General features: G+C 61.8%; 13 protein-coding genes. 3 read left to right on the forward strand and 10 right to left on the reverse strand.

From position 1 onward, the window contains the following. Positions 1–120 precede the first annotated feature (120 nt). The 9 genes from panC to dksA form a co-directional block, all read right to left on the reverse strand. On the reverse strand, positions 121–981 hold the full coding sequence (gene panC / locus AB4N80_RS09915; RefSeq protein WP_122564910.1) for a pantoate--beta-alanine ligase: 861 nt from the start codon (positions 979–981) through the stop codon (positions 121–123). After that, on the reverse strand, positions 978–1,778 hold the full coding sequence (gene panB, locus AB4N80_RS09920) for a 3-methyl-2-oxobutanoate hydroxymethyltransferase (RefSeq protein WP_122564909.1): 801 nt from the start codon (positions 1,776–1,778) through the stop codon (positions 978–980). Before panB ends, panC begins: the two co-directional genes overlap by 4 nt. Positions 1,779–2,147: 369 nt before the next feature. Further along, the gene (gene folK, locus AB4N80_RS09925; RefSeq protein ID WP_122564908.1) at positions 2,148–2,633 is read right to left on the reverse strand and encodes a 2-amino-4-hydroxy-6-hydroxymethyldihydropteridine diphosphokinase; all 486 of its coding nucleotides are present in this window, start codon (positions 2,631–2,633) and stop codon (positions 2,148–2,150) included. 3 nt (positions 2,634–2,636) lie between these two features. Then, positions 2,637–4,034, reverse strand: coding sequence for a polynucleotide adenylyltransferase PcnB (locus AB4N80_RS09930; RefSeq protein WP_305468523.1), 1,398 nt, complete (start codon positions 4,032–4,034; stop codon positions 2,637–2,639). 811 nt (positions 4,035–4,845) lie between these two features. Next, the gene (locus AB4N80_RS09935; RefSeq protein WP_122564906.1) at positions 4,846–6,279 is read right to left on the reverse strand and encodes a sigma-54-dependent transcriptional regulator; all 1,434 of its coding nucleotides are present in this window, start codon (positions 6,277–6,279) and stop codon (positions 4,846–4,848) included. Between the two features lie 22 nt (positions 6,280–6,301). After that, positions 6,302–9,256: a sensor histidine kinase gene (locus AB4N80_RS09940; RefSeq protein ID WP_170866875.1), complete on the reverse strand. Its 2,955-nt coding sequence runs from the start codon at positions 9,254–9,256 to the stop codon at positions 6,302–6,304. Next, entirely contained in the window at positions 9,240–9,416 is a 177-nt protein-coding gene (locus tag AB4N80_RS09945) for a hypothetical protein (protein ID WP_003176118.1), read from the reverse strand. The genes AB4N80_RS09940 and AB4N80_RS09945 overlap by 17 nt, the downstream gene beginning before the upstream one ends. Before the next feature lie 77 nt (positions 9,417–9,493). Beyond that, the gene (gene gluQRS, locus AB4N80_RS09950) at positions 9,494–10,384 is read right to left on the reverse strand and encodes a tRNA glutamyl-Q(34) synthetase GluQRS (protein ID WP_305468521.1); all 891 of its coding nucleotides are present in this window, start codon (positions 10,382–10,384) and stop codon (positions 9,494–9,496) included. Between the two features lie 230 nt (positions 10,385–10,614). Further along, the gene (gene dksA, locus AB4N80_RS09955; RefSeq protein ID WP_047229844.1) at positions 10,615–11,058 is read right to left on the reverse strand and encodes an RNA polymerase-binding protein DksA; all 444 of its coding nucleotides are present in this window, start codon (positions 11,056–11,058) and stop codon (positions 10,615–10,617) included. 337 nt (positions 11,059–11,395) lie between these two features. On the opposite strand from dksA, the gene AB4N80_RS09960 reads away from it, so the two are divergent. Beyond that, on the forward strand, positions 11,396–12,568 hold the full coding sequence (locus AB4N80_RS09960) for a pyridoxal phosphate-dependent aminotransferase (protein WP_460081788.1): 1,173 nt from the start codon (positions 11,396–11,398) through the stop codon (positions 12,566–12,568). Continuing rightward, entirely contained in the window at positions 12,568–13,323 is a 756-nt protein-coding gene (gene sfsA, locus AB4N80_RS09965; protein ID WP_122564902.1) for a DNA/RNA nuclease SfsA, read from the forward strand. Before AB4N80_RS09960 ends, sfsA begins: the two co-directional genes overlap by 1 nt. On the opposite strand, the gene AB4N80_RS09970 is transcribed toward sfsA, so the two are convergent. Next, positions 13,279–13,596 carry a Rieske (2Fe-2S) protein gene (locus tag AB4N80_RS09970; protein WP_122564901.1) on the reverse strand — a complete coding sequence of 106 codons (318 nt, stop codon included), beginning with the start codon at positions 13,594–13,596 and terminating at the stop codon, positions 13,279–13,281. The two genes, sfsA and AB4N80_RS09970, sit on opposite strands and share 45 nt — an antisense overlap. Before the next feature lie 256 nt (positions 13,597–13,852). Here AB4N80_RS09970 and AB4N80_RS09975 point away from each other — a divergent pair, with 256 nt between their 5' ends. Further along, a complete protein-coding gene (locus AB4N80_RS09975; RefSeq protein ID WP_122564900.1) occupies positions 13,853–14,731 on the forward strand; it encodes a heme/hemin ABC transporter substrate-binding protein in 879 nt (292 codons plus the stop codon). Positions 14,732–14,749 lie beyond the last annotated feature (18 nt).

Genomic DNA, 14,749 nt, shown 5'->3' on the forward strand with positions numbered 1-14,749 from the left:
GGATATTACTGGTCCACTGTGGGAGCGAGCTTGCTCGCGATGGCGGTGTGTCAGTCAGCATTACATCAACTGTCCCACTGCTATCGCGAGCAAGCTCGCTCCCACAGGGTTTTGTGGTGTTCAGGCGGGGGTGTCGAGATCCAGATGCAGGTTGTCGATCAGGCGCGTGGTACCGAGGAAGGCGGCCACCAGAATCACCAGGTCGCGGTCCTCGCTCAACGCTGGGCGCAGGGTCTTGGCGTGACGGATTTCCAGGTAATCGGGACGCAGGCCGGCGGCTTCGAGTTGCTTGAGCTGCGCGCCGATCAGCGCGGGGAAATCCCGCTGGCCCTGCTTGATTGCCTCGGCGATCTGGCTCAGGACGCGATAGACCACGGGCGCGACGGCACGTTGATCCGGGCTGAGGAAGCCGTTGCGCGACGACAGCGCCAAGCCATCCTCGGCGCGCACGGTCGGCTCGCCGATGATCTGGATCGGCATGTTCAAGTCATGGACCAGGGCGCGGATCACCGCCAGTTGCTGGAAGTCTTTCTGGCCAAACACCGCCAGGTCAGGCTGGACCATGTTGAACAGCTTGCTGACCACCGTCGCCACGCCCTCGAAATGCCCGGGACGGCTGGCGCCGCACAAGCCTTCGGACAATTGCGGGACGCTGACCCGGGTCTGTCCGGCCATGCCGTCGGGGTACATCTCTTCGACGCTGGGGGCGAACAGCAGTTGGCAGCCGGCCTGGAGCAGTTTTTCCTGGTCGGCCGCGAGGGTGCGGGGGTATTTGTCCAGGTCTTCGCCAGCGCCGAATTGCAGCGGATTGACGAAAATGCTCGCCACCACGAAGTCGGCCCGTTGTGCGGCCTTGGTCACCAGCGCCACATGACCGCTGTGCAGGTTGCCCATGGTCGGCACGAAGGCGATGCGCTTGCCTTCGCCACGGGCACGGGCTACGGCGGCCCGCAGTTCGCGTACGGTTTTGACGGTGTTCATGCGGAAAACCCGTGTTCGGCGCCCGGGAAGGTCGCCGCCTTGACTTCCGCGACGTAGGCACTCAGGGCGCCCTGGATGGAGGTTTGCCCGACCATGAAGTTCTTCACGAACTTGGGCACGCGACCGGTGATCGACAGCCCGAGCATGTCGTGCAGCACCAGCACCTGGCCATCGGTGGCGTTGCCGGCGCCGATCCCGATCACCGGGATCTTCACCGCCTGGGTGATTTCTTCCGCCAGTTCGCTGGGCACGCATTCGAGCAGCAACATCGCCGCACCCGCCTGCTCCAGCGCAATCGCATCGGCGCGCATCTGCCGCGCCTGGTTTTCATTGCGGCCCTGGACCTTGTAGCCGCCGAGGATATTCACCGCTTGGGGGGTCAGGCCCAGGTGCGCGCACACTGGGATACCCCGCTCGGCCAGCAGCCGAATCGAATCGGCCAGCCACAACGCGCCTTCGACCTTGACCATGTGGGCACCGGCCTGCATCAGCATGGCGCTGTTGGTCATGGTTTGTTCGAGGGTGGCGTAGGCCATGAACGGCAGGTCGGCGAGGATCAACGCATCGGTGTTACCGCGTTTGACGGCGGCCACATGGTAGGCCATCTCGGCGGTGGTCACCGGCAGCGTGCTGTCGTGACCTTGCAGCACCATGCCGAGGGAATCGCCCACCAGCAGCACTTCGACACCGGCCTCATTGCAGGCATGGGCGAAGGTTGCGTCATAGCAGGTCAGCATGGTGATTTTTTCACCTTTTTGCTTGAGACCTTGCAGCGTGGTCAGGGTAATAGCTGGCATGAAAAAGTCCTCATTAGGCGCTCGTGAACTACTGCGAGTAACGCGCATGATTCGCCATTTATACAGGCGCACCTTCTATGCGTGGTGCTTGTAAGGCCTGGATTGCGCCCTTTAAACGCCGCGTTGGCGGCTACGGGACGCCTATAGTCGTGAGGAGTAAGGGGGAAGTCAATTGGATGTGTTACCGCCGGGTGTTACCGGGGTTACTGATGCGTTTCAGCGTAGGAGCGTGTCCCCGGAATGACTGTCCAGTACCGCATCCTGTGGGAGCAAAGCTTGCTCGCGATGGCGGTGGATCAGAAGACGGTATGGATGTTCACTGGCCCACCGCAATCGCGAGCAAGCTTTGCTCCCACAAGAGGAACTGCTTCAGTTCGGTGGCAAGCGTTCCAGACCAACGAATGGGCACGCCGCAAGGAGATCCTTGAGCAGGCGCCCATCGGCCAGGCGCAAGTCGGCGGGGGCCAATTCGGCCAGCGGGTACAGGACAAAGGCCCGGGCCTGCATGTGGTAGTGGGGGACCTTGAGGCGAGGCTCGTCGATCAGGCGCTCGCCAAACAGCAGGATATCCAGGTCCAGGGTGCGTGGGCCCCAGCGTTCGAGGCGTTCGCGACCCTGTCCGGTTTCGATGGCTTGCAGCGCATCGAGCAAGTCAAGCGGTGCCAGGTGGCTGTCCAGCGCCGCCACCGCGTTGGTGTAGCGCGGTTGGCCGGGTAGCAGGGAATCGCTTTGATAAAACGCCGAGACCCCCACCAGTTGGGTGTCGGGCAATTGCGCCAGCGCCTGGACGGCACTGCGCAATTGTTCGGCGGGTTCGGCCAGGTTGCTGCCCATGCCGATGTAGATGCGTTCCATCGATTACTCGCCCGATGCGCTCGGTACGCCGGCACGTTTGCGCTTGGCACCGCTGCTGCGGCGGCGCTTGCGCGGGCCACTGGCGCCGTCATCCTTGCCGCTGAGTTCACGAATCATGTCGCGGCGCTCGCTGTCGTTGGCGTCCTGGTAATCGGTCCACCATTCGCCCAGGCCATCGGTCTGCTCGCCTGCGCTTTCACGCAGCAGCAGGAAGTCGTAGCCGGCGCGGAAACGCGGGTTGTCCAGCAGCAGGTCGGCCCGTTTGCCGCTGCGCCGTGGCAGGCGCTCCTGCATGTCCCAGATCTCGCGGATCGGCATCGTGAAGCGTTTTGGAATAGCGATGCGCTGGCACTGTTCGGCGATCAACTCGTGGGCGGCTTCCTGCATCGCCGGGATCGGTGGCATGCCACGGTCTTGCAGGCGCAGCACCCGGGCCGGCAGGGCAGGCCAGAGCAAGGCGGCGAACAGGAACGCCGGCGTCACTGGCTTGTTCTGCTTGATGCGCAGGTCGGTGTTGATCAGTGCTTCGCTGATCAAGGTGTGGGTATAGGTCGGGTTGTGCTCCAGGGCCTCGGCGCTGGCGGGGAACAGCGGATCGAACAGCTGCAGGTCCACCAGCATTTCGAAGGTGTCGGCCGCGTTGCCTGACAGGAACAGCTTGAGCACTTCCTCGAACAGGCGCGCCGAAGGAATTTCCCGCAGCATGGGCGCCAGTTCGCGAATCGGCAGGGCGCTGTGTTTTTCGATGCCGAAATCCAGCTTGGCGGCGAAACGCACGGCCCGCAGCATCCGCACCGGGTCTTCCTGGTAGCGCTGCTTCGGATCACCGATCAGACGGATCAGGCGATTGCGAATGTCGTGTACGCCGTTGGCGTAATCGAGGATGCGCTCGCTGACCGGATCGTAATACAGGGCGTTGATGGTGAAGTCGCGGCGCTGCGCGTCTTCTTCCAGTGTGCCGTAGACGTTATCGCGCAGGATGCGCCCGCTCTCATTGCGGGAAGACTGGTTGCTGTCTTCCTCTTCATCGTTTTGCGGGTGGTTGGCGCGAAAGGTCGCCACTTCGATGATTTCGCGGCCGAAGTGGATATGGACCAGCTTGAAGCGCCGGCCGATGATCCGTGCATTGCGAAACTCGGCCCGTATCTGTTCCGGCGTGGCGCTGGTGGCGACGTCGAAATCCTTGGGCGTGATGTTGAGCAGCATGTCGCGCACGCAACCGCCGACCAGGTAAGCCTGGTAGCCGGCGTTCTGCAAACGTTCGACGATGTTCACCGCATAACGGCTGAACTGGGCCTTTTGCAGCGAATGCTGGCCGCTGTTGAGCACTTCAGGCGTGCTGCGAATGTGTTGCGTACGACGCAAGGGAGAACGGAATGACTGGAACAGCTTCTTCAGCATGGGATGCACTGTTTGAAGGAATATTCGGCCAAAAACGAAGAATGACCGCATGATGGGCGGGGATTCTAGCATTTAGTCGAGGGATGGTGTAGGACGGAGCAGTTTTGAGCTGCAAGCTTCAAGCGACAAGCTTTGTAGGCTTCAGGGAAGGGGAATGACAGAAACCACAAGGGGAGCCGAAGCTCCCCCAGAATTAGTTGCGTGCTCTGTTTTTATTATTGGTTTCGGGCTTCTTGTTTTTGTTGAGTGCCCGCGCCACGAGGTTTTCCCTTCGTGACCCTCCCAATCGGGAGCCAAGAGCAAACGGATTGCTTTGGTCGCTGTGTTGCAGTGATCAATCGATCCAACCAGTTCAGGCACCTGTCTTGAGACAGTTTTTATTGTTCTCGGCCTGGTTGTGGGGCAAGCCCCAAATACAACGCCTCTCCAAAAGAATCAGTTAGCTGCGCCTCTCGCCGTCTTGTTTTTATTGTGCGTGAGTCGATTCGTCTTATTTTTATTGTCTTTTGCATTGCTTGTTATTGTTCTTGTACCAAAGCTATAGCAGGGTGCGTGCCAACTTTTGCGAAACCCAGAGAAACCGGGGGTTCTATGGTTATAGCCATTTTTCCGAGGCGAAAAAAAGCCGGGGTTTCGTTACCGTAAACCCCGGCTTCTGTTACGTGAAAAAGACTGGGGTAACAGTTTTTTCACATTCATCAGTGTTCGAACCTTCCCTCTGTGGGAGCGAGCTTGCTCGCGATGGCGGCGTATCAGTTTGCACAAAGGGTGACTGACACACTGCCATCGCGAGCAAGCTCGCTCCCACCAATCAGCTTTCGCTGGTCGCCCCGGTCTTGCGCCGTGGGATCCCCAGGCGCTGGCGCCGTTCCCACAGGCACTTGCGGCTGACGCCCAGCTTGCGGGCCAGTTCGGTCTCGGTCATGTGGTCCTGATGTTCCAGGACGAAATGCTGGAAGTAGTCTTCCAGGGACAGGTCTTCGGTGGGTTCGTGGCTGGTGTTGTTGGCAGCGCCGCCCTGTTGTGGGGCCAGGCCGATGAATTCTTCATCGTCCAGATCACTCAGTTCAATGTCGATGCCCAGCAGGTCGGCAGAGATTTCCGGGCTCTCGCACAGGATCACTGCCCGCTCGACCGCGTTTTCCAGCTCCCGAACGTTACCCGGCCAAGCGTAATGACGAATGGCTTGTTCGGCATCCGGGGCGAACTTGAGGTCGGTACGGTTGACTCGCGCGCTCTGGCGGGCCAAAAACGCCTGGGCGATTTCATTGACGTCCGCGCCACGCTCGCGCAAGGCCGGAAGCTTCAAGGCGATCACGTGCAAGCGGTAGTACAAGTCTTCGCGGAACTGGCCGATTTTCGCCAGGCTCTTGAGATCACGGTGGGTGGCCGCGATCAGGCGGACATCGACCTTCTGCGACTGCACCGAGCCGACCCGGCGGATTTCGCCTTCCTGGAGCACCCGCAGCAACCGCGCCTGGGCTTCCAGTGGCAGCTCGCCGATTTCATCGAGGAACAACGTGCCGCCGTCCGCCGCTTCCACCAGCCCGGCACGCCCGGCGCTGGCGCCGGTGAACGCACCTTTCTCGTGACCGAACAGTTCGGACTCGATCAGGCTTTCCGGAATCGCCGCGCAGTTCACCGAGATCATCGGTGCCTTGGCCCGGCGCGACAGGTTGTGCAGGGCGCGGGCCACCAGCTCCTTGCCGGTGCCGGACTCGCCCTGGACCAGGACATTGGAGTCGGTCGGCGCCACTTTGCGAATCTTGCTGTACAGGTCCTGCATGGGCGGGCAGGAACCGATGATGCCAATTTCGCCGTTAGTGTTGCTGGCACCGGCTTTTGCAGAAGCGCTGGCCTTGCCAACGGGTTCCGCCGGGTTGCTGGTCGCCGCCTGTCGGTCGCGCAGGATGCGGGCTACGGCCTGGAGCATCTCGTCGTGGTCGAACGGTTTGGCGATGTAGTCCACCGCACCCATTTTCATGGAGTCGACCGCCGAGCGCAGGCTGGCGTAGCTGGTCATGATCAGCACTGGCGTGCCCTGGCCGAGCTTGATCAACTCGGTACCCGGTGCGCCCGGCAGGCGCAGGTCACTGACGATCAGGTCAAACGTGGGGATGCTGAAACGTTCTTGTGCTTCCTGCACTGAACCGGCTTCGCTGACCTGGTACTGGTTGCGTTCCAGCAGGCGGCGCAAGGCGGAGCGGATAATTGTTTCGTCTTCGACGATCAAAATGTGCGGCATTGATTCGATTCTCTCGACGGTCTCAGTTCACAGCGGACGTCGCTTCGACATGACGCGGCAAGGTCACCCGGATACGGGTGCCGCGTTGGCTCTGAACATCGGCCGGGCTGTCGATGGTGATTTGTCCATAATGCTCTTCAACGATGGAATAGACCAGTGCGAGGCCCAGACCGGTGCCTTCGCCAGGATCCTTGGTGGTGAAGAAGGGTTCGAACAATCGGTCCATGATGTTCTGTGGGATACCACTGCCTTCGTCTTCGACGATCAGGTCGATCGTGTGTTCGAAAGCCTCGCTCTTGACCCGCACCGCGCTGCCGGCCGGTGAGGCGTCCCGCGCGTTGGAGAGCAGGTTGATCAATACCTGGGCGAGCCGCTGGGGGTCGCCATCGACCCAATGGTCCGGGTCGCACAGGTTGAAGAATTGCACCTCGAAATTGCGCCGGTTGAGGGCCAGCAGACCAATGGCATCCTGGGCCACTTCGGCCAGGCAGACGGGCTCGTCATTGTGCTGGTGACCGCCGGCATGGGCGAAGCTCATCAGCGACTGGACGATGCGCGAAACGCGTTTGGTCTGTTCGAGGATCTGACCGCTGATTTCCGTCAGCTCACCGTCGTCCTCGCGCTCTTCGCGCAGGTTCTGCGCCAGGCAGGCGATGCCGGTGATCGGGTTGCCGATTTCATGGGCCACCCCGGCGGCCAACCGGCCAATGCTTGCCAGTCGTTCGGAGTGGACCAGCTTGTCTTCGAGCATCTGGGTGTCGGTCAGGTCTTCCACCAGCAGTACCAAGCCGCTGTTACCGGGTGCCAACGGCTCGTCGATCGCCGCCTTGTGCAGGTTCAGCCACCGGGTCTGGCCGTCGAGGGCCAGGTGCTGTTTGTGCAGATGCTCGTCCGGCAGGTCGATGAAGCCTTGCAGCAAGCCTTTCCATGGCTCGCCCAAGGTGCTCAGGCGTGAACCGACCACGCGCTGGGCGGCGATCCCGGTCAGTTCTTCCATGGCCTTGTTCCACATCAGGATTTCCTGGTCCTTGGCCAGGGAACACACACCCATCGGCAGTTCCTGCAAGGTCTGGCGGTGGTAACGGCGCAAGGCGTCCAGTTCGGCAGCCAGGCCGGTGAGGCGCGAGTGGTAATCCTCGAGGCGGCTTTCGATGAAGTGGATGTCTTCGGTGACATAGTTCTCGCCACCGGCCTTGTAGGGCAGGAACGTCTCGACCATGTCCTGGGCCACGCTGGGGCCCATCAGGCCGGACAGGTTGGCCTCGATCCGGTCTCGCAGGCGCCGCAAGGCATACGGGCGGCGTTCATCGAAGGGCAGGTAAAGATCGCGCAGGGCCTGTTCGACTTCCTTTTGCGCAGCCTTGGCGCCGAGGGGCTTGGCCAGTTGCGTGGCGAACTCCTGGGGCGAGGCGGCGTGCAGCTCGCGGCGCTGCGGGCGACGAACGTTGTCCACCGCACAGGCTTCGGCGGCGCTGGCTTCTTCGCTGCTGGCGTTGGTGAACAGCGAGATCAGGGTGAACATCAGCACGTTCGCCGCCAGGGAGGCGATGGCCGCCATGTGCCAACTGGTGTCGTCGAGCACGTAGATCATGTTCAGCAGCGGAATATAGAAACCCTGCAAGTTACCCATCAGCGGCAGCAGCATCGCCACCAGCCACACCAGGATTCCCGCCAGCAGGCCGGCGATGAAGCCGCGGCGGTTGGCGGTCGGCCAATACAGCACCGACAGCACGCCGGGCAGGAACTGCAAGGTGGCGACGAAGGCGACGATGCCCAGGTTGGCCAGGTCCTGCCCGTCGCCCAGCATCAGGTAGAAACCGTAGCCGGCCATGATGATCGCGACGATCAGCGCCCGTCGAGTCCATTTCAGCCAGCGATAGATGTTGCCTTCGGCCGGTGGCTGGTAGAGCGGCAGCACCAGGTGGTTGAGGGCCATGCCCGACAAGGCCAGCGTGGTGACGATAATCAAGCCGCTGGCCGCCGAGAGGCCGCCAACGTAGGCCAGCAACGCCAGGGCCTTGCTGTTGGCGGCGATGCCGATGCCCAGGGTGAAGTATTCCGGGTTGGTGCTGGCGCCCAGCTTCAAGCCGGCCCACAAGATCAACGGCACCGCCAGGCTCATCAGCAGCAGGAACAACGGCAGGCCCCAACTGGCGCTCACCAGCGAGCGCGGGTTGAGGTTTTCGGTAAAGGTCATGTGATACATGTGCGGCATCACGATGGCCGAGGCGAAGAACACCAGCAACAGCGTGCGCCACGGGCCTTCCTGCAAGGGCGTGTGCAGGGCGGCGAGGGCGGTCTGGTTCTGCAGCAGCCACACTTCCAGCTGTTGCGGGCCGTCGAACACGCCGTACAGGGCATAGAGACCGACGCCGCCGATGGCGATCAGCTTGATCACCGACTCGAAGGCGATCGCGAACACCAGGCCTTCGTGTTTCTCCCGCGTGGCGATGTGCCGGGAACCGAAGAAAATCGTGAACAGGATGATCAGTACGCAGAAACTCAACGCCACCCGGTGCTGCACCGGTTCGCGGGTCAGGATGCTGATGGAGTCGGCCACGGCCTGCATTTGCAGGGCCAGCAACGGTAACACCCCGACCAGCATGAAGATCGTGGTCAGGGCGCCGGCCCAGGTGCTGCGAAAGCGAAACGCGAACAGGTCGGCCAGGGAGGAAAGTTGGTAGGTGCGGGTGATTTTCAGGATCGGGTAGAGCAACACTGGCGCCAGCAGGAACGCGCCCGATACACCGAGGTAACTGGAGAGGAAACCATAACCGTACTGATAGGCCAGCCCGACCGTGCCATAGAACGCCCACGCGCTGGCGTAGACACCCAGTGAGAGGGTGTAGGTCAGCGGGTGACGGATGATCGCCCGGGGGATCATGCCCCGTTCGCTGATCCAGGCCACGCCGAACAGCACCGCCAGGTAGGCGGCGCTGATCAGGATCATCTGGGTCAGGCTAAAGCTCATCGGCATCTTTTTGGCTCTGCAGGATGAAGGTCACGACAATCAGGATCAGCCAGAGCAGATACGGCCGATACCAGGCACCCGTGGCATCGATCCACCAATCCATGATGGCCGGGGAGAACAAGTAAATCCCCACTACCAGGAGCAGGACCAAGCGATAGATATACATCCCGGCCTCTCTAATTTATGCGCGTGCCCGAAAACGTGCGGCGATGGTAACGGATGGGCGCCAAGCTGCAAGGGCCGTCAACGTATTTGCGCTTCGGGCAGGCTCAGTGTGCGCGGGATCTTGCCCGCGTCCCAGTGGCGAATGCCCCAGGCCAGCAGTTCCCGTGGGCTGGCGTCGAGCAGTTCGAGGCCCGGTTGCTGGCCTAGTGCGCGCAACGCCCGCAGCAACAGCGGCGTGGCCTGGTCGGCCGCCAGCGGCGGTGAACGGTAGGATTTGCCGAGCTTGTGCCCGTCGGGCTGGGTGATCAATGGCACGTGCAGGTAACGCGGTTGTGGCAAGCCGAGCAGTTCTTGCAAATAGAGCTGGCGCGGCGTGGAGTCCAGCAGGTCGGCGCCGCGCACGATATCGGTCACCCCTTGCCAGGCGTCGTCCAGGACCACGGCCAATTGATAGGCGTAGAGCCCGTCGCGGCGGCGGATCACGAAATCACCGACCTCACGGCCCAGGTGCTGGCGGAACTCGCCCTGGACCCGGTCGGTGAAGTGGTACTCAAGCTCAGGGACACGCAGGCGGATGGCGGCGTCCTCGGTGCCGTGCCCGGCATTGCGGCACAGGCCCGGATAAATGCCTTGATACGCCTCCAGTTGCTTGCGCGAACAGGTGCAGGCATAGGCCAGGCCCTGGCTGAATAGCCGGTTGATGACCTGGTCGTAGGCATCATGGCGCTCGCTTTGGCGAACCATCTCGCCGTCCCATTCGAACCCGTAGCTTTCCAGCGCCTTGAGAATCGCCGCTTGCGCACCCGGTTCTTCCCGAGGCGGGTCGAGGTCTTCCATGCGCAGCAACCAACGCCCGTCCACGGCCCGGGCATCAAGGTACGACGCCAGTGCGGCGACCAGTGAGCCGAAGTGCAAGTGGCCGCTGGGGGTGGGGGCGAAGCGTCCGATGTAGGGGGCGGTGGCAGTCATAGGGCGAATGTTACTGAGTCTGAGCGGTAGGGATATAACGCTTGCTGACGAAACCTATCCCTGTGGGAGCGAGCTTGCTCGCGATAGCGGTGGGTCAGCTTGCACCCGTATTGAATATGCCGCCGTCATCGCGAGCAAGCTCGCTCCCACAAGGGTATTGGGTGTACCGAAGGTGCCAGAAACAAAAAACGGAGCGTATGAACGCTCCGTTTCGGTGACAGCCTCGGCGATTACTTGCCGACCTGTTTTTCCTTGATTTCCGCCAGGGTCTTGCAGTCGACACACATGTCGGCGGTCGGACGGGCTTCCAGACGCTTGACGCCGATCTCGACGCCACAGGACTCGCACCAACCGTATTCTTCGTCTTCGATCAGTTGCAGCGTCTTGTCGATTTTCTTGATGAGCTTGCGCTCACGGTCACGGGCGCGCAGCTCGAGGCTGAACTCTTCTTCCTGACTGGCACGGTCGGCCGGGTCGGGGAAGTTGGCCGCTTCGTCTTTCATGTGATCCACGGTGCGGTCGACTTCCTGCATCAAGTCCTGTTTCCACTTGTTCAGGATCTTGGTGAAGTGCGCGCGCATGGGGGCGCCCATGTACTCTTCGCCAGCTTGCGGGACGTAAGGCTCAAACCCGCTGAGCGACTGATTTTGATTTTGCTTTGCTTGGGTGGGCATGAATGGACCGCCTCTACTCTTGTAATCCACTACGCAGGATTGCTCCATCACCGACACCTGCCGGCCCTGCGGCTGCAAGCGGGCGAACTTACCAGATCAAATCGGGCCGCGCTACTCCCGGTTGTCGAGCCTGCGGCGGCCGGGGCCTGTAAAACGTGATCGGGTTCGCTTCGGTGGGGATGTCAACCTGCTCAATGCTTGATTCTAGTCAAGCCTGGGCCAATCGCAGGAGTCATTTCCTGCAATCCGAGGGCTCAGACCGCTTTGGGTTCGCGCGCGTTCCCGCAGTTGTTCCTGAGTTGGGTAGAATCGGTTCTTTTCCCCTGAAGGAAGGCCAATGGCTCAGCCCTACAGTGCGCGCAGCCGCGCCATCGAACCTTTCCATGTGATGGCGCTGTTGGCCCGCGCCAACGAACTGCAAGCCGCCGGGCATGACGTCATCCACTTGGAGATAGGCGAGCCGGATTTCACCACCGCCGAGCCGATCATCCAGGCCGGCCAGGCGGCGCTGGCGGCGGGCAAGACCCGTTACACTGCGGCCCGTGGCATCCCCGAGCTGCGCGAGGCCATCTCAGGTTTCTACAGGCAGCGCTACGGGGTCGACATCGATCCTCGACGTATCATGATCACGCCGGGCGGCTCTGGCGCGTTGCTACTGGCCAGCGCCTTGCTGGTGGACCCGGGCAAGCATTGGCTGTTGGCCGACCCCGGCTATCCGTGCAACCGTCATTTCTTGCGTTTGGTCGAAGGCGCGGCGCAATTGGTGCCCGTGGGGCCGGATGTGCGCTACCAATTGACGCCAGACCTGGTGAATCGCCATTGGGACCAGGACAGCGTCGGTGCGTTGGTGGCCTCGCCGGCCAATCCGACCGGGACGATTCTCACCCGGGACGAGTTGGCAGGGTTGTCCAAGGCCATCAAGGGCCACAACGGCCATCTGGTGGTGGACGAGATCTATCATGGCCTGACCTACGGCACCGACGCCGCCAGCGTGCTGGAAGTCGACGACGACGCCTTTGTCCTCAATAGTTTTTCCAAGTATTTCGGCATGACCGGCTGGCGGCTTGGCTGGCTGGTGGCCCCGTCGGCAGCCATCGGCGAGCTGGAAAAGCTTGCGCAGAACCTCTACATCAGTGCGCCGAGCATGGCCCAGTATGCTGCCCTGGCCTGTTTCGAGCCCGCCACGATCGAAATCTTCGAGCAGCGGCGGGCCGAGTTCGCGCTGCGCCGCGACTTTCTGCTGTCGGCCTTGCGGGAGCTGGGCTTCGGTATCGCGGTGGAACCGCAGGGGGCGTTTTACCTCTATGCCGATATCAGCGCGTTCGGCGGCGATGCCTTTGCGTTCTGCCAGCACTTTCTGGAAACCGAACACGTGGCCTTCACGCCGGGTCTGGATTTCGGCCGCCATCAGGCCAGCCACCATGTGCGGTTCGCCTACACACAGAGCTTGCCGCGGCTACAGGAAGCGGTGGCGCGAATCGAACGTGGACTGCGGAGCTGGCAAGGCTGATGCGTTTTTCTCCTGCACTGGAAGAGGGGCGTCTGATTCGACGTTACAAGCGTTTTCTCGCAGATATCGAGACCGTTCACGGCGAACTCCTTACTATTCACTGCCCCAACACCGGCTCGATGCTCAATTGCATGGCCGAAGGCGCCCGTGTCTGGTTCAGTCGCTCCAGCGACCCCAAGCGCAAGTTGCCCGGCACCTGGGAAATCGGTGAAACCCCTCAAGGGCGGCTGGCCTGCATCAATACCGCGCGGGCCAACGCTTTGGTCGAAGAAGCCTTGCGCGCCGGAGTCATCACTGAATTGAACGGGTTTACCGGGCTCAAGCGTGAAGTGGCTTATGGCGTGGAAAACAGTCGTATCGATTTTCGCCTGGACTACGCTCAGGGCTCGGCCTGGGTCGAAGTCAAAAGTGTCACGCTGGGTTTCGATGGTACTAATGTGGCCGCGTTTCCCGATGCAGTGACCCTGCGCGGGGCCAAACATTTGAGGGAGCTTGCCTGCCTGGCTCGGGAAGGCGTGCGGGCAGTGCAGCTGTATTGCGTGAACCTGAGCGGCATCGAGGCGGTACGCCCGGCACACGAGATCGACCCGGCGTACGCCGCTGCCTTGCGTGATGCGGTGTCGGCGGGTGTGGAGGTGCTGGCCTACGGGGTTACGTTGACGCCCGAGCAGATGTGGGTGGACCGTGCGTTGCCGGTATTGCTTGAACCGCTACAGCTCGACCCAGATGCCTTGCTCGTCCTCCCGGCTGTCTAGCGCAGCCAGGAACTGACCGGCGCAGGGGCCGGCCACGCATTCACCGCTTTCGATCAGGAACAATGCGCCGTGAGTGGCGCACTGGATCAGGCTGGCGCTGGGGTCGAGAAACTGGTCGGGTTGCCATTCCAGTGGCACGCCACGGTGCGGGCAGCGGTTGAGATAGGCATACACCTGGCCGGCGCGTCGCACGGCCAGCACCTTGCGCCCATCGAGGTCGAAACCGCGACTGCCGTTGTCGGGCACTTCGGCGGCGCTACAAAGAAACTTCATGTGTGTCTCTATATGTCTGTCGGTGTAAATCCCTGTGGGAGCGAGCTTGCTCGCGATAGCGGTGTACCAGTCACCTTAATATTGGCTGATCGACCGCTATCGCGAGCAAGCTCGCTCCCACATGGGCTTTATGCAGCAAAAGATCCATGCTTGACGGTCAAATGAAAACAATTATCAAATGGCGCCTCCTTCACAGGTGGTTGAGGATACTTGGCCTGGCCAATCCTGCGAAAAACTTCTTTGAGGAAGCTGCCCGATGCGCCTGAACATCCGCGTTGTTGCGCTCTGTGTCGCACTGTTAGTCAACCAGGGGGCCGGCGCGGCTGAATTGCCGCAACGTTGGGTCAGCGCCGGCGGCGCCTTGTCGGAATGGGTCAGTGCGCTGGGGGGCGAGTCGAAGCTGGTGGGCGTCGACACTACTAGCCAGCATCCTGAAGCCTTGCGGGCCCTGCCCAGCATTGGCTATCAGCGACTACTGTCCGCAGAGGGCGTATTGAGCCTGCGTCCGCAGATCCTGGTGGGCACCGAGGAAATGGGGCCGCCACCCGTGCTGGCGCAAATCCGCAGCGCCGGTGTGCAGGTCGAATTGTTCTCGGCCACGCCAGACCTGCCGACCCTGCAGGGCAATTTGCAGCACCTGGGGCAATTGCTGGGGGCCGAGGCCGAGGCGACACGGCTGTTCGACCGTTATCAGGAACAGCTCGCCCAGCAACATGCCCGGGTGACCGAGGCCCAGCGCAAACAAAAGGCGCCTGGCGTATTGCTGTTGGTGGGCAGTTCCGGCGGCAAGCCACTGGTCGCAGGCCTGGGCACGGCCGCCGATTGGTTGTTGCAGCAGGCCGGCGGTCACAACTTGGCGACCCACAGCGGCTACAAGTCTTTTTCCGTGGAGACCTTGGCCAGCCTGAATCCTGAAGTGCTGGTCTTTACCGACCGTGCCTTGAGTGGCGAAGAAGCGCGTGCGGCGCTGTTCAGGGAAAACCCGATTCTTTCCTCGACCCGGGCCGCCAGGGATGGGCGCGTCATGGAGCTCGACCCGACGCTGTTGGTGGGCGGGTTGGGCCCGCGGTTGCCGCAAAGCCTGGTGAAACTGACGGCAGGCTTCTATCCGGCTGCGTCGGCCACGGCGCCATGACCTCGTTGGTCAAGCCAC

Source organism: Pseudomonas sp. H3_A02 (assembly GCF_054671965.1).

Coding starts and splice junctions, on each gene's coding strand:
- AB4N80_RS09940 (WP_170866875.1), bottom strand. CDS start 9,256: ATGCCGATGAGCTTTAGCCTGACCCAGATGATCCTGATCAGCGCCGCC.
- AB4N80_RS09935 (WP_122564906.1), bottom strand. CDS start 6,279: ATGCCGCACATTTTGATCGTCGAAGACGAAACAATTATCCGCTCCGCC.
- AB4N80_RS09945 (WP_003176118.1), bottom strand. CDS start 9,416: ATGTATATCTATCGCTTGGTCCTGCTCCTGGTAGTGGGGATTTACTTG.
- sfsA (WP_122564902.1), top strand. CDS start 12,568: ATGCGTTTTTCTCCTGCACTGGAAGAGGGGCGTCTGATTCGACGTTAC.
- gluQRS (WP_305468521.1), bottom strand. CDS start 10,384: ATGACTGCCACCGCCCCCTACATCGGACGCTTCGCCCCCACCCCCAGC.
- AB4N80_RS09975 (WP_122564900.1), top strand. CDS start 13,853: ATGCGCCTGAACATCCGCGTTGTTGCGCTCTGTGTCGCACTGTTAGTC.
- dksA (WP_047229844.1), bottom strand. CDS start 11,058: ATGCCCACCCAAGCAAAGCAAAATCAAAATCAGTCGCTCAGCGGGTTT.
- panB (WP_122564909.1), bottom strand. CDS start 1,778: ATGCCAGCTATTACCCTGACCACGCTGCAAGGTCTCAAGCAAAAAGGT.
- panC (WP_122564910.1), bottom strand. CDS start 981: ATGAACACCGTCAAAACCGTACGCGAACTGCGGGCCGCCGTAGCCCGT.
- AB4N80_RS09930 (WP_305468523.1), bottom strand. CDS start 4,034: ATGCTGAAGAAGCTGTTCCAGTCATTCCGTTCTCCCTTGCGTCGTACG.
- folK (WP_122564908.1), bottom strand. CDS start 2,633: ATGGAACGCATCTACATCGGCATGGGCAGCAACCTGGCCGAACCCGCC.
- AB4N80_RS09960 (WP_460081788.1), top strand. CDS start 11,396: ATGGCTCAGCCCTACAGTGCGCGCAGCCGCGCCATCGAACCTTTCCAT.
- AB4N80_RS09970 (WP_122564901.1), bottom strand. CDS start 13,596: ATGAAGTTTCTTTGTAGCGCCGCCGAAGTGCCCGACAACGGCAGTCGC.